The following is a 15,517-nucleotide window of genomic DNA, read 5'->3' as shown; positions in this document are numbered from 1 at the left end:
TAACTAATCGAGGTTCTAATGAATGTAATCGAGGTTCTAATGAATGCACAAAGTTTCAATGCAAAAAAATATGCCTTAGCTTTTTTTATGTCAACATGTTTGTTGGCTAGTAGCTTTTTAAGTACAAGTGCTGGAGCGGCAAGTTTTACACAATTAGCTAACAAAACACCGGCTTTGAGCGGTCTTTCGGAAGTACAGCGAAAAAATGAATGGAATAAATATAGTTTAGTAACCAAACAAGCAGCTTGGAAAGCAGCAAAGTTAGTACCTGATCTTAATCAAGCAATACTTGATGTACAAAATGGTTTTGATCCGCAACTTTTGTCCGATTCAAACACACATGTCCGACACAAAGCAAGAGCAAAAAATGCTGAAATTACTTTATATATCGCACAAATAGCACAACCAGATTATGATAAAAAATTTAATGAATATATTAATCGAGGAGTAATTCCTACGCCTGAAGAGGTAGGACAAAGCCTTGGAATAGATTATGATGCTAGAAAAACAAACGACAAAATAGAAAAAGATCAAAAAGTACGCCGTACAGAAAAGGACAAGAAAGCAATAATAGATCGATATGTTGATTTAGTAAAAATGGCACTTGTAGAAAAGGACTACATAACTACCGACAGGGTTCCTGAATTAAAAGAATTAATGAAAATACTTAATATAGATCAAGCCAAAGCAAAACTTCGTAGGACTGCGATAAGAGATCAAGTTATGGAGAATAAAAAAGAAGCACTTATAGCTATTGGTACGGTTCCTACACAAAAAACACTGAATAAACTTTTTGGTAAAGATAGAGAGTCAAATGATACACAATATACTAATGACATAAGAACGTGTATTATGCATAATAACAAACAGAATTATATAGATACTAATTATATTCCTAACACTCAAGAAATAATGCAAAAATTTAATATAGATACAGGAGGTGCAAACCTTTATCTAAAGCAAATAAAAGCTGCAATGGCAGCAAAGAATCAAGCCAACAATAACCAAAATACTGCAAAAACATTTTCTCAAGTTCCTTTTGACACAGGTAGAAAAGAGAAACAACCATATTCTTTTGATCCTAAAAGTACTTTCAAACGCTTGCTTAAAGATACAAGGGATAATAATTATACGCAGTCCCAGCAAAATATATATAAAATGATACAACAAGAAGAAAATATTGAAGAATTTAAAAATCTTATTAAAACAGATCCTATAGCAGCACTAAATCTTGAAGTAGATAGTAGTTATAAAAAAGAAGCAGTAAATACTATCTTAAGTGATTTTAATAATGATACTATTCAAAAAATATTATTTAGTAATGATAAGGGGCAATTAAATTTTAATACAAATATTGACGTTCAAAATAAACCTATTCTAAAAGAATTATTAAAAAATAGCTCTGAAGAACAAAGAAATAAAATTATTGAAAATATTAGTAAATATGCAAAAGAAAATATAATTCCTTTAGTATTTAAAGGAGAAGTTCGGCATGATAAATTATCAGATTTGCTGAAACTGGCAGCAATTACAGACAAATCGATAGTACAAGAACTTGTAACTTTACAATTAGAGTTAAAAAATGATGTACACTCATATAATGCTCAAGGAAATGGTATACCTCCTGAAACAATAAAAGCAATTAATGAAGTACTAAGAGAATATAATGCTACAGCGAAAGATTTGAGTAGTTCGGAAATAATAAAGTTAGCAAATTCTTTTAACACTCAAGGATTTGAAGATAGTATTAAAATTATGACCTCTCCTGAGCAAGCATTAACTACGCAAATATATAATTTATTTGGATTAAGTATTCAAAATAAAACACATGGTAATGGTAACATGCCGCTGCCACCACCACCACCACCTCCTCCTCCGTTTGGTAATCCTTATTTAGACAAGCTTAAAAATACTCCTGAATTATATGCATTATATGATCAATTTATTCAGAACAATAAATCAAAAAATAACAAAACCCCTAAAAATACAACTAAAAGTGATACTCCAAAAAGAAGTGAGCCAAAGACAGAATATGCTAAATTATATAAGCAATATAGAGCTGAGACAGGCGGTAAAAAAGCTGATGATTTACAAGATCAACTAATAAAGAGACAAAGTGATATTACAAATGTTATCCGCCAAATATTAACAGCATCATATGCTAAGCAAGAAATCGATACTAAAGATCTTATAACTTTATTTGGTAATTCAAATCCAAAAGTTAAAGCAAAAGCTCAAGAAGTTTTTGTTAGCCTTGTTCAAGACCCATATATACAAGATATAACCGTAAATGGTAAGACAGCAATAACAGAAGCGATACTTGAAAATCTTTGCAATGAAGACGCTGATGATGCAGTAGAACGTATTTTATTATCGTCATGTAAAATATCTGAAGAATTAAAGAAGCCTATTGAACATGAATTCAATAAATCAAAATTGATTAACGAATTAGAGAGTAAACAAAATCCATTTAAACAATTAAAATTTGCTTATGAAAACGCAGCAATTCTTGGTCAAAAGTTTGACACTAAGCTTGCAGAATTAATCAAAAACCCTGCTATATTAACCATCAACGAGCAAATTACTTTTTTAACAAACGAAAATAACGAATTAAAAAAAGTAATTAATTCTGATCAAGCACACGCTAAACTTGATGATTTAAGAACAGCTATTTTAAGCACAATAAAATTTGAAGAATTAACTACAGCAAATTTATCTCAAAATGATTTTATTGCTATAGTAAAAGAAAAAGATCCCGAATTATTAAAAGAGTTTTTAAAAGCTACTATTATCAAACAAGAAAGTAATAATAATTTAGCTCAATTAAGATTAGCGTTACCTTCATTTACAGGCATGAGTGATCAACAAGTAAGAATTCTTGCTAGTAAATTAAATATGTCTGTAATATTAAAAGCTCTTGAAGAATGCGCGAAAGAAAAAGCTAAAAATCACGCTCATACCAGCAATATGCCGCCACCACCGCCACCACCGCCTGGTTCAAAAATTTTGCAACTAACTTATCTAACAAGTTTAGGGATTACTGAAGATTGGATAAATAGAATTACTAAATTAAATGAAAATACTAACACATCTACTAGAAAAACAGTTCCGAAGGTTTATAACTTTAAGTCCGATATAGCTTTAAGATACAATACATTGGCTTTATCAGGACCAAAATCAGCAGGACATAAAGCAAAATACTCTGATGCCGATTTGTTTAAACAAGCTCTAGTAGAATCAATAGTATTTGAGCATTCAAAAAATGTATCTCAAGACGAAGACACGCAATATTTTGAAAACATTCAAGAAGCAGTTAGCACTATGCACTCTAGCTTTATAGGTCCTAGAACCGAAATAGGACAAGAAATACATAATATTTATACTTCTAAACTTTTGGAATTAACAAAAGATAAAGAATTTATTAGATATGTTGAAGATAATATTAAACCTAGCAAAAAACGTAAAGATGAATTAATGAAGGCGTTTACTTCTGCTAGCTCTAATTTTATAGGTCCTAGAACTGCAATAGAACAGGATATACATGACATTTATACACAGCAAGTGAAAAAATATACAGCAGAAGCGGTAAGAGAGGCATTTAATACTGCTAACTCTGATTTTATAGGTCCTAGAACCGAAATAGGACAGGATATACATAACATTTATACACAGCAAATGAAAAAATATACAGAAGAAGCGGTAAGAGAGGCATTTAATACTGCTAACTCTGATTTTATAGGTCCTAGAACCGAAATAGGGCAAGAAGTACATAACATTTATACACAGCAAGTGAAAAAATATACAGAAGAAGCGGTAAGAGAGGCATTTAATACTGCTAACTCTGATTTTATAGGTCCTAGAACCGAAATAGGGCAAGAAGTATATAATATTTATAGAGAGAAGCCTTCAGAATTGGTAAAAGACAAAGAATTATTACTTTTTGTTGAACAATTACTAACAGAATCTACTGAACTAGAACAAAAATACGGTAGTGATGTTCAACCAGAAAATAAAGATAAGAAAGAATCGCTTGTAGATAAAATGAAAAAACGATTCCAACAAGAAAACGAAGTTAAAAATGACGAATCCTCAACAGAAAGTGATACACAACATGAAGATAACAATAAAAAGTTAGAGGTATCTGATTCAAAAACCGTTTTATCACCGAGGTTATCGAATTCTAACGATAGCAAAAATGATAAATCATCAGATGACAAAAAATCACTTCCAACATTAAGATCTAGTGATGCAGAAGATGAAGGGTATGAAACTGATGCAAAAGAATTAGAAAAAAGCAATAACACAACTGAAGAAGAATTAAAAAAAGATATACCTTTAGAAAGCGAAGATGAAGCTATCAATATGTCATTAGAAACTGAAGAAGAATTAAAAAAAGATATACCTTTAGAAAGCGAAGATGAAGCTATCAATATGTCATTAGAAACTGAAGAAATTGCAAGACAAGATGAGGCTGTATTAAAAGAACAGATATCTAAAGAAACTAATAACAAAGTAGCAATATTAGTTAAGGCAACTTCAACTCTTCATAAGTATGTTCATCCTAGTATTTTAACTACAAGACTTAATATTGCTGCTATAGCTGCCGGTGATGAAGAGGCTAGTATAAACAGAGGATTATGGATTAGCGGCTTATACGGGATCAACAAACAAGGAGCTTGGAAGAATATTCCAAAATATCAAGGTCGTACAACCGGCGTAACTATAGGGGCCGATGCTGAATTCATCAATAGTCATGATGTTATAGGAATAGCTTATAGCCGTTTGGACTCCCAAGTGAAATATAATAAAAAACTAGGAAAAACAGCAGTTAACGGTCATCTTTTAAGCATTTACGGTCTAAAAGAACTAAGTAAAGGTTTCTCGCTGCAAGCTATAACATCTTACGGTCATAATTATATTAAAAACAAATCTATAAGTACCAATAATATAATTGGAAAATATCAAAACAATAACGTAAATTTTGAAAGCTCGTTAAATTATAAATATCGTACAAAATACGATTTATATTTAATCCCTAATATCGGCTTTAAATACGATTATTCAAGAGCTAGCAACTATAAAGAGTATAATGTAAATATAGAAAATTTAATGATTCAAAAGAAATCAAATCAATCATTTGAAAGTAGCCTTGGCGGTAAAATAGTGTTTAAGCCTATAGCGACCATAAGTAATATAGTATTAACACCAAGTTTGTACGGTAATATTGAGCATCACTTCAATAATAAAAATACACAAGTTAATGCAAAAGCGACTTTTAAAGGACAAACATTACAAGAAACAATTATTCTACCAAAACAACCTAAGCTTGGATATAATATCGGTAGTAATATACTTATGAGTAGAAAAAATATAAATGTTCTACTTGAGTATAATTATTATACGCATAGAAAATATCAAAGCCATCAAGGTCTTGTTAAACTAAAAGTCAATTTATAAATCACCAATAGCAAATTACTTATGTAATTTGCTATTGATTTAAAAGTTGTAGAAATCAGGGTTTGAAGCGGTTCTTCACCCTGATTTCAAAATAATATATATATATATATATATATATATATATACTTTATTTATATAAAAGGTGGAAGCCGCCTTTCACCTTTTATATTCAATAGACATCTTTCCAAACCAGCTTATAGAGAGAAATTTAAAGGAGACACTTCACCTCGAACCGCAGCGTATATAGACATACGTGAGGATTCGAGTACCGGATCGACGTATAAATTACCTCTAGAAGCGAAGTTTGGAAAGATGTCTAATATATTAACCGAATAGCGGATTATGTAATAATTCACTATTCGTATTAAACAAGGATAAGTTAAAACTTATCCTTGTTTAATGAATAAGCTTATTAACCAAACTCCTGCATAGAATATCGGGGTACTAAATATAGTAAAAAATAGTTTAAATGAATAGCTATTAAGAACAAGATAACCTAATTGTTTAAGAGGGAAAATATTAAACAAGCTCATAATCCCAATTACAATAAAAGTATCAATAAATAAAGAAATTGCCGTACTGAAATTGTTTCTTATCCATAAATATTTACCTTTAGTAATTTTACGTATCCATAAATAGATATTAATATCAACAAGTTGAGCTATATAACAGGCAAAAGTTGATGCTAAAAAAGATATATGATATGAACCAAAAACTTTATGAAAAGTTATGTTATCAACATTAGACCAATTAGTAGCTTCCAATTTATCCATAAGACTTATTATTAAAACTACTATTATATTAAAAATAATAGCAAGCTTTACACAAAAATTGGCTCTTTCTTTACCGTAAAACTCGGCTATCAAGTCAGTTAACAAAAAAGTTAACGGATAAAAAATTGCTCCTACGGATAATTCAAGAATATAAAAATTAAAAATATTAAGGGAAACAAATTTTTGATATATTAAGTTTCCTACTATAATAAGTACCGTAAAAAACGTACATAAAATGATATAAATCTTTTCTTTTATATTAAATTCTATAGACATTTTTAAAATTATTTTGTGGGTATTTCCTAAAAAGAATTGCTTTGGTTAGCCCTAATGCTTTGAGGTCCTTCCCGCGTAGGCGGGAATCTAGAAAAAATAACCTTAATATTAGTATAAAAATTACATATTTAACAAAATAAACATATAAAAACAAGTTTTATATATATTTTACTGGATCCCCGTTTTCACGGGGATGACATCAATTGCTGTTACAATCAAGCTAACAACAATGTACTACAAAGATAGAATTATATTATAAGCAACTGTAAATGACAAGTATGAGAGATATTAATAAGATAAAGCTGTAACTATTTAGCTATAGGTAAACTATTTTCTACTTGATTTTCTTCAATTTCATTAATCTTAGACACTAAATCAGATTTCTTTTTTGAGGAAAGGTTGGCAAGTACTATTGCATTTATTAAAAATAATATCGTAAGTATTATAGTGCTTTTAGTAAGAAAATTACCGACTGTTTTAGTACTGACCACTCCCATATTATTACCACCGCTTATACTACTAATTCCATCCGATCCGCTACGCTGCATCAGAATAACTATAATTAACAATATTGCAATAGTAATATGTACAAAGAGAAGTATGTCTATCATATAATAATCATTACCGTATTTTAAATGTAAATCATACATTAGTTTTATATTATTTGCAACTTAGCTTTATAAAATAAACGTAATACTATAAATAGTATCTGATAGAAACTAGACTAAAATCAGCGTAATTGAGTTTTTCAAGAAAAGATAAAAACTTATAAAGCTTTGAATATATAGTGGTGCTACTAGGGGGAATTGAACCCCCGACCTCTTCATTACCAATGAAGTGCTCTACCCCTGAGCTATAGTAGCCTAAACTTTATTTCAAACTCTTTTTGCCACATATTTGCTATTAAATCAAGAAGAATTTTGGAATTTGTTATATTATTTCATCTTGTTAGCTTTTCATCTTATCTAAACTTCTATTTTTGTAAAAAGATAAGGCGATCAATGCAAAAATGCAGCTTAATATGATGTAATAAACTGCCGAGATTACATGACCTGTTTTTTGTACTAAATATTCAAAGACAAGAGGCGTAGTACCGCCAAAAATACTTGTAGCAGTGTTATATGAAATAGAAAGAGCGGTATTACGTATATTTGTAGGGTAAAATTCTGCTTGCAATGCCGGTTCAGGACCGATATAGCTAGCGGCAAGTACTGCCAATATAAATTGTGAGATAATTACGCTCGTGAAGTCGCCGTTCTCAAAATTATTAAGTAAAAACGGTGTCGTTACAATAATTATTACAAGATTAATTACAAAAATTTTCCTGCGACCTATAATATCGGATAGATAACCGCTGAATAAAGTTACGGCTATCATAATCACGTAACATACGCTAGCGAGACTATTTACCTCATTTTCAGCGAAATTACGGCTGATTTTTAGGAATGATACTAAGTAAATTGTAGTTAGGTAGAATATTATCGAACCCGGAGCATTGATAAAAATCGAGATTAATATATCAAACCAATGATTGGTAATAACTTTTTTTAACGGTGACTGTAAAATCTTTTTCTGCTCTCTTAGATTTTTAAAATTCGGTGTTTCATGGGTATGTTTTTTAATATAAAATGCTGCAAAAAGAATAAAAAAACCAAGTAAAAAAGGTATTCTCCAGCCAAAATTATCAAATTGCGAAGCTGTTAGGATATTCTTGACGATATAAGAAACAAAAGAACCGAGCAGTAAACCGGAGCATATACTAGACATTGAAATACTGCCGGTGAAGCCTCGGTGTTTAAGGCTGGTATGCTCAATAACAAATGAAATAGAGCCGGTCAAAGCTCCTCCCATCGATAATCCTTGCAAAATTCTAACGATAATCATTAATACGGTAGCAGTAATGCCGATAGTATGATAGGTCGGTAATATTCCGATTAATACGGTTGGAGCAGACATGCAAAATAATGCACTAGTTAAGGCTACTTTTCGTCCAAATCTATCACCTATAACACCAAAAAATATTCCTCCAAGCAGTCTTGCTAAATAGCCTATCGCAAAAACTAAAAAAGCTTGTAGTAAAGAAGTATTAGCGTCATCATTCGGGAAGAATTTAGCTCCGATTATAGGTGCAAAATAACCGCATAATACATAATCGTACCATTCAAAAGTATTGGCGATACCGCTTGAAAATACTAGTTTACTGCGATTCATGTTTTCTGCTCATGGCTTTTTTTTCGGAGTATATTATAAATAAGGTGGCAGGAATTATTATTACTGCTCCATGGAGTGTGCTTTTATCAGGAAATTCATTAAATATGAAATATGCTGCTATTGCTGAAATTACAAGCTCTAAATATCTATAAGGAGCAGTAGCGGTAGCATCTACCATAGAAAAGGCTTTAAGCAGGAAGAATAATATTAAGCTTCCACTACTACCAAGTACAAACAATAAAGCTAATTCAAAACTACTTGGAGTTAGCCAATACTGAGATGCTACAGGTAGCGATACTATAGCAGTTACTATTGCAGAATAAAATAGCATACTAATCATCGATTCTTTTATTACGAATTTTTTATTAATAATGTCAAGTATAGCAAATGAAATAGCCGCTAATACAAAATACAAAATTTCGGGATTAAAATCCTCGGCATGCGGTTTAAGCGTAATAACAAGCCCTATAAATCCTACTATGGTAACCACCCATCTTTGCCAAATAATATTTTCGTTAAGAAAAAATACGGCAAGTATTAAAGTAAATAAAGGGATAGAAAAACTTATGACGGTTGCGGTAGTAACAGGAGCAATAGTAAGACCGTAAGTCCATGAAGTCATACCGAAAAATAATAATAATCCTCTTAATATATGTACAAAAGGACGACTTGTCTTTAAGGTATTTTTACCGTAATAAGCAACAAAAGGTAGTAAAACTATACTACTGAAAAAGAAACGGAAAAAAGCTACCTCAAAGCTATGTAAACGAGTCCCAAGATATTTAGACATTACATCATTGGCACTACTACTTACTAAACTAAGTAAAAACCAACCTATACCGGTTAAATATGTTTTTAATGCATCATTCATTAATATACCCCGATTATTCCTATAAATTTATTTAAATGTCTTGACTTTTAGCATAAAAGAATTCTATCTTTTACGACAATGGTATAAATATATAAATAAAAATTTTATATAATAATACGGTAATCAATTTTAAGCAAGTAAAGGTTATAATTATATGTTAAGAATAGTGAAAAAATTAGGGATAATTTTGTTTGTGTCCAGCATAAGCATTAGTAGTTTTGCTAAAAGCATGTACGATGACATAGACTCTGCTCCGGACTATGATAGTACACCGTATTACGAAAACGAAGGAAGTTTAGTTTTCAAGGTGCGTCTAGGGGGTATTGTTTCAAGTGCTAAGCAAAAAGGACTACCTCCTCCTACCTCTCCTCAACCCGTTTCAGTAGGAGAAGTTGCAAAAAACGGTTATGGCGGTGATGCATCCACTACTATATTCTTTAACAATTATTTAGCTACTGAATTATCACTTGGCTTTAATGTTTTACGCACCAAGTATACATCCCTTGCAAATGTTGCTCATAATTACGGTGTTGACGCTAAACTAGGAAAAAACAAACCAATTTATATGATTCCTGCAACGATTACCGGACAGTTTCATATAGCTCCTTACGGTGGAATAAGACCGTATATAGGTCTAGGTTATCACGGTTCTTATATGCTTACGCAAGCTACCGGTCTTAAAATTAGAAACGGACATGGTGCTGTAGGACAAATAGGTGTAGATTTTTACGCTCAAGATGATACTTTAATCAATCTAGACGTAAGACAATTTTTCTTAAATCCTAAACTTGAATACAAACCGAATTTAGTAGGTAATAAAACCGTGACCTCTAAAGTTACACTTAATCCTTTAATAGTTTCTATAGGTATAGGATTTACTTTTTAAGGATAGTTAATTTTTGCTGTTATTCCCATGCGTGCATGGTTCTCATGTCATTCCCGCGTAGGCGGGAATCCAGTAAAAATTTAACATACGTATATAATTTAACTAAAATATTTTCTGGATTCCCGCCTACGCGGGAATGACATAAAAATAAGTAATTCACCTATGTCTCTGCAGATTATCCAATTACTATATTTAGCTTCTGCTATTTGTTTTATTTTATCCCTCAAATTCTTATCCTCACAGAAACAAGCACGTTTAGGTAGTACTATAGGTATTTTGGGGATGGCGATAGCAGTCGGCGCTACTTTTTTCCTACCTGATTTTACTCATAAATTACCCATTATAACCACTATATTATTGGGCGGTATAATTGGAGGAATTATTGTACTTAAAATTTCTATGACGGCAATGCCTCAATTAATCGCAGGTTTTCACTCTTTTGTCGGTCTTGCTGCGGTATTTGTAGCTTACGCTACGGTACTTGCTCCTGAAAATTTTTCTATAGGAATAGCAGGCAGCTTACCGATTAATTCATTAATAGAAATATCACTCGGCGTTTCTATAGGTGCATTAACTTTTAGCGGTTCGGTAATAGCTTTTCTAAAATTACAAGGCTTAATGAAAAGTAGCCCGTTAAAATTCTACGGTCAGCAATATATATGCTTATTAACGGCAATAATATTAGTTCTTTTGATAATATCATTTATTCGTTCAGAGAGTATATTTTTATTTAATCTAATAGTCTTTTTATCGCTGTTAATCGGAGTATTATTGATAATACCGGTAGGCGGTGCAGATATGCCGGTTATAGTATCTATGCTAAATTCATATTCAGGTTTTGCGGCAGCAGGTATCGGCTTTACGCTTAGTAATAGTCTACTCATTATTACCGGAGCATTGGTAGGCAGTAGCGGGGCTATACTTAGCTATATAATGTGTAAAGCTATGAACCGCTCATTAATTAAGGTTATTTTTGGAGCATTTTTACCTACCCCCGCAGGAATTAACAAAGATATAGACGACGATAAAATAGCAAAAACAAGCGGCCCTGAAGATGCGGCACATTTACTACTTAATGCATCATCGGTGATAATTGTCCCGGGTTACGGTATGGCAGTAGCCCAATCTCAACATATCATAAAAGAGATGATTGATATATTAGAGCGTTCAAATATTAATGTACGTTTTGCCGTACATCCAGTAGCCGGTAGAATGCCCGGGCATATGAATGTTTTACTTGCAGAAGCTAATATAGATTATGAGAAAGTACTTGAGCTTGAAGAGATTAATAGAGATTTCGCTACCACTGACGTAGTGGTTGTGATTGGGGCAAATGACGTAACTAATCCCGCTGCTAAAAATGATCCGAATAGTCCAATTTACGGTATGCCGGTACTCGATGTTGAAAAAGCCCGTACTATTTTGTTTATTAAACGCTCTATGGCATCAGGATATGCAGGCATAGAAAATGAACTATTTTATCATGATAATACTTTTATGCTATTTGGAGATGCTAAGAAAGTAGTTGAGGAAATCGTTAAGTTTTTAAATGAAGATTAGAATGTAATATATCATTCCCGCAGAGGCGGGAATTCAGCTCTTTTCTGTGTCATACCGTGACCCCTCCACGGTATCCATAAAAAAAGACTGGATGGATTCCGCTACAAGCTCGGCTTTGTTGCATGGATCGATTTTTTCGTCATTGCGAGGAAAATTACGAAGCAATTGACGAAGCAATCCAGTTAAAAATGCTAATTTATAGCATTTTTTTATTACTTTTTCTGAATTGCCACGCTCCTTACAGTCGCTCGCAATGACGATTTGATATCCATGCAACAAACCTTACAAGCTCGCGGGGTGACATTATAGGTTACTAGATTCCTGCTTTTAGCTAGAATGACATTGATCATTTTAAATGAAGATTGACTTAAATAACTCTATTTGTTATAATTTTTCAAATTAAGCCAAAAAACAATTATCATGAATTCGCAAAAAACATTACCGCTTCTGCCAAAAGCCACGGCTATGTGGTTAATTGAAAATACTTCTTTAACTTTTAAACAAATTGCCGATTTTTGCGGTATTCATGAATTTGAAATAAAAGGTATGGCTGACGGTGAAGTAGCACAATCTATAAAAGGTTTAAGTCCAATTGCAAACGGTCAATTAACTTTAGAGGAAATTGAGCGTTGCAGTAAAGATCCTAATACTAGCTTGCAAATTTCATATAGTCCGACTGATGAATTGATGAAAAATCAGAAAAAACAATGTGCTAAATACACCCCTATAGCAAGACGTCAAGATAAACCGGATGCTATATATTGGTTATTGTCTAATTATCCGAACATCCAAGACCATCAAATAATTAAACTAATAGGTACTACTAAAACTACTATCGATGCTATTAGAACCCGTAGCCATTGGAATATGAATTCTATTCGTCCTCGTGATCCTGTATTACTGGGAATCTGTAGTCAAATAGACCTGAATAAAATAGTAGAAGTCTTAAAACCTATACAAAATCCTACAAAAGAATCATAAAATTATACTAACTTCTATTCTGCGGAAGACTTGCTTGCGTGGATCATTTTCTGATTGTCATCCCCCGCGACTTGATCGCGGGATCCAGTTAAAAATACTAAAATTATTAGTATTGTAAGTTGTATTTCTGGATACCGTGGTCAAGCCACGGGGGATGACACCGAACGCGTTTTTCGATCCATACAACAAGGCCAGCAAATGCTCGCAATGACGACTTGTTATCCACGTAAGCAAGCCTTCCTCACAAGCGGATTTTTTTATGGATTAAAAAAGTGAATTACTGTCTAATAAGTCGTTTATCGCTAGGTAAATTATAATTTTGATCTAGAGAACGATATGGACAAATATCAATCCCTCCACGCCTAGTATATACTATATAAATAGAAAGAAAATCAGGATTTATAGCGTTTTTAATGTCTGTAAAAATACGCTCGGCACACTGCTCTGCAAATTCATTACAATTTCTAAAAGATATTAGATATTTTAGGAAAGAATCATGTTTTAACTTTTTTCCTTTATATTTTATAACGATTGTACCCCAATCCGGCTGACCGGTTACTAAGCAATTTGATTTTAGTAAATTAGAATTAATCTCTTCTTCTACCAAAACATCTTCATACTCAATTAAACTATTATCGGGTGGACCGTAATTATTGCATTCTATATCTAAATCATCGATATTTTTACCGCTTGGAACACCAAATTCTATTTTTGTATTTATAGGAAATATCCATCCTGTTACTTTAGCGTGTGTAACATTACTTAGGTCCTGCAAGATAATTCTTTCTAATTCTTCTATTGATTCAACAACAAAGTTATTAAAAGAATTTAGATATAATTTAAATGATTTTGATTCTACTATATTTTCAGAATCCGTCGGTATATAAAAAGTGCCTACTCCAACCCATGGCTTACCGTTCTTATTAAGACAAGATAGTTCATATGTATTCCAAACATCTACACCGTAAAACGGAAGATTATTACTATTTATTCCAAGTTCGTTTCGATTATTTATACGTGGAATTTTAAATAATAAAGTTGCATCGTAACTATCTTTATAAGTACTTTTTTTACCAAGTAAAGAAGCAGATAAAGGCATTAATTATGCTCCTTGTGCTACAATTTCTTTTTGTTGTAATTCATCATATTCTTTTAGCATATAACCGCGTCCCCATACTGTATCGATATAATCTCTACCTCCGGCAGCATCACTTAACTTTTTACGAAGCTTACAAATAAATACGTCAATAATTTTCATTTCCGGTTCATCAACACTACTATATAAGTGATTTAAGAACATTTCTTTAGTTAAAATAGTTCCTCTTCTAAGTATTAATAGCTCTAAAATAGCATATTCTTTGTTCGTCAAATGTACTTGCTTGCCGTCAACTTCTACACTTCTAGTATCTAGGTTTACACTAACCTTATCAAATCTAAATACTGATGCTGCATGCCCTTTAGAACGTCTAACTATAGCTTTAATTCTAGCAATTAATTCCTCTCTTACAAACGGCTTGGTTAGATAATCATCGGCTCCGGAAAAGAAACCAGTAATTTTGTGATCCGTATCCGTTAAGCTAGATAGAATTAAGATTGGGGTTTTTATTTTTGCAGCACGCAATCTTAGTAATATCTCAAAACCATTAATATCAGGTAACATAAGATCTAAAATCACTAGATCATAACCACCGACTTTACCAAGCCTTAAACCTTCTACACCAACTGAAGCTTTATCGCACACTATACCCTCTGAAGCTAAAGTTAGCTCAATTAAGTTAGCCATTTCCGGCTCGTCTTCCATTAACAAAACTCTCATTGTTTTTCTCCATAAAATTCAATTTTTATATTGTGCTATAATTTAATTACAGTTAATTATTGTTAATTAAATTATAATTTTTTATCTAGTGCTTTATACATTCATTAATCACATAAGTAAAGAATATAATCATATTGATAAAATTTTTACTATTAAGCTCTATCCGTGATTTAAAAACCATGGCGTTTAAAACGAAGTTTATAAAATAATTAGATGATTTTCTTAGTTTTGATGCTCCGACATTTTCTTATGATATAAGGCACCAAAGTCTATAGGATCAATCATTAAAGGCTGGAATCCTGCATCTTGAGTACAACTAGCTATAATTTTTCTAGCAAATGGAAATATCATTGCCGGACAATGAACGGATAATAAAACCGGATGTTGTTCAGAATCAATATTAATTAAATTAAATACTCCGGCATATTTTAATTCTATCTGAAATAATTTATATTTTTCATTTCTTGCAATTGCTTCGATATTTAACTCTACTTCATAGAAATTTTCTTCCGATAAATTAGTAATATTTATATCTAGAGATAAATCAATTTGAGGGCGTTGATCCAAAGCCGCAAGAGAAGATGGGGCAGAAGGGTTCTCAAGAGATAAATCTTTTATATATTGTGCATTAACGGAAATATGAGGCATTGCCTCATTCGTATTGGTATTTATTGTACTCATAAAAA

The 15,517-nt window shown here is 31.9% G+C and carries 11 protein-coding genes, 1 tRNA gene and 1 pseudogene; 5 read left to right on the top strand and 8 right to left on the bottom strand.

Annotated elements, in window-relative coordinates; genetic code table 11:
* Window positions 1–39: 39 nt before the first annotated feature.
* Window positions 40–5,457 (top strand): autotransporter outer membrane beta-barrel domain-containing protein, encoded by a 5,418-nt coding sequence (locus ACIAS7_RS02835; protein WP_473199260.1) that lies wholly within the window; start codon window positions 40–42, stop codon window positions 5,455–5,457.
* 165 nt (window positions 5,458–5,622) lie between these two features.
* Window positions 5,623–5,784: pseudogene (locus ACIAS7_RS02830) on the top strand (palindromic element RPE1 domain-containing protein); the annotation flags it as partial.
* Between the two features lie 59 nt (window positions 5,785–5,843).
* Here the strand turns inward: ACIAS7_RS02830 and ACIAS7_RS02825 are convergent.
* From ACIAS7_RS02825 to ACIAS7_RS02805, 5 genes are all read right to left on the bottom strand, one after another.
* On the bottom strand, window positions 5,844–6,506 hold the full coding sequence (locus tag ACIAS7_RS02825; RefSeq protein WP_473199259.1) for a queuosine precursor transporter: 663 nt from the start codon (window positions 6,504–6,506) through the stop codon (window positions 5,844–5,846).
* A gap of 308 nt (window positions 6,507–6,814) precedes the next feature.
* Window positions 6,815–7,117, bottom strand: coding sequence for a preprotein translocase subunit SecG (gene secG / locus ACIAS7_RS02820; protein WP_473199396.1), 303 nt, complete (start codon window positions 7,115–7,117; stop codon window positions 6,815–6,817).
* 177 nt (window positions 7,118–7,294) lie between these two features.
* Window positions 7,295–7,369 (bottom strand) — tRNA-Thr (locus tag ACIAS7_RS02815).
* Window positions 7,370–7,454: 85 nt separating this feature from the next.
* A complete protein-coding gene (locus tag ACIAS7_RS02810; protein ID WP_473199258.1) occupies window positions 7,455–8,717 on the bottom strand; it encodes an MFS transporter in 1,263 nt (420 codons plus the stop codon).
* A complete protein-coding gene (locus ACIAS7_RS02805) occupies window positions 8,704–9,588 on the bottom strand; it encodes a DMT family transporter (RefSeq protein WP_473199257.1) in 885 nt (294 codons plus the stop codon). Before ACIAS7_RS02805 ends, ACIAS7_RS02810 begins: the two co-directional genes overlap by 14 nt.
* A 154-nt stretch (window positions 9,589–9,742) precedes the next feature.
* Between ACIAS7_RS02805 and ACIAS7_RS02800 the strand changes: the two genes are divergently transcribed.
* From ACIAS7_RS02800 to ACIAS7_RS02790, 3 genes are all read left to right on the top strand, one after another.
* Window positions 9,743–10,474 (top strand): OmpW family outer membrane protein, encoded by a 732-nt coding sequence (locus tag ACIAS7_RS02800; protein ID WP_473199256.1) that lies wholly within the window; start codon window positions 9,743–9,745, stop codon window positions 10,472–10,474.
* A 162-nt stretch (window positions 10,475–10,636) separates the two neighbouring features.
* Window positions 10,637–12,034, top strand: a complete 1,398-nt coding sequence (locus ACIAS7_RS02795; protein ID WP_473199255.1) for an NAD(P)(+) transhydrogenase (Re/Si-specific) subunit beta — start codon at window positions 10,637–10,639, stop codon at window positions 12,032–12,034.
* A gap of 420 nt (window positions 12,035–12,454) precedes the next feature.
* Window positions 12,455–13,015: a cell cycle transcriptional regulator TrcR gene (locus tag ACIAS7_RS02790; protein WP_473199254.1), complete on the top strand. Its 561-nt coding sequence runs from the start codon at window positions 12,455–12,457 to the stop codon at window positions 13,013–13,015.
* Between the two features lie 277 nt (window positions 13,016–13,292).
* Here the strand turns inward: ACIAS7_RS02790 and queF are convergent, their stop codons facing one another.
* The 3 genes from queF to secB form a co-directional block, all read right to left on the bottom strand.
* Window positions 13,293–14,114: an NADPH-dependent 7-cyano-7-deazaguanine reductase QueF gene (gene queF / locus ACIAS7_RS02785; RefSeq protein ID WP_473199253.1), complete on the bottom strand. Its 822-nt coding sequence runs from the start codon at window positions 14,112–14,114 to the stop codon at window positions 13,293–13,295.
* A 3-nt stretch (window positions 14,115–14,117) separates the two neighbouring features.
* Window positions 14,118–14,831 carry a response regulator transcription factor CtrA gene (gene ctrA, locus ACIAS7_RS02780; protein WP_473199252.1) on the bottom strand — a complete coding sequence of 238 codons (714 nt, stop codon included), beginning with the start codon at window positions 14,829–14,831 and terminating at the stop codon, window positions 14,118–14,120.
* 222 nt (window positions 14,832–15,053) lie between these two features.
* Window positions 15,054–15,512: a protein-export chaperone SecB gene (gene secB / locus ACIAS7_RS02775; protein WP_473199251.1), complete on the bottom strand. Its 459-nt coding sequence runs from the start codon at window positions 15,510–15,512 to the stop codon at window positions 15,054–15,056.
* Window positions 15,513–15,517 lie beyond the last annotated feature (5 nt).

The sequence above is a fragment of the Rickettsia sp. 109562A South Dakota genome (assembly GCF_055791265.1).
Note: the sequence above shows the minus strand (reverse complement) of the source record. Positions and strands in the feature narration are given on the sequence as shown.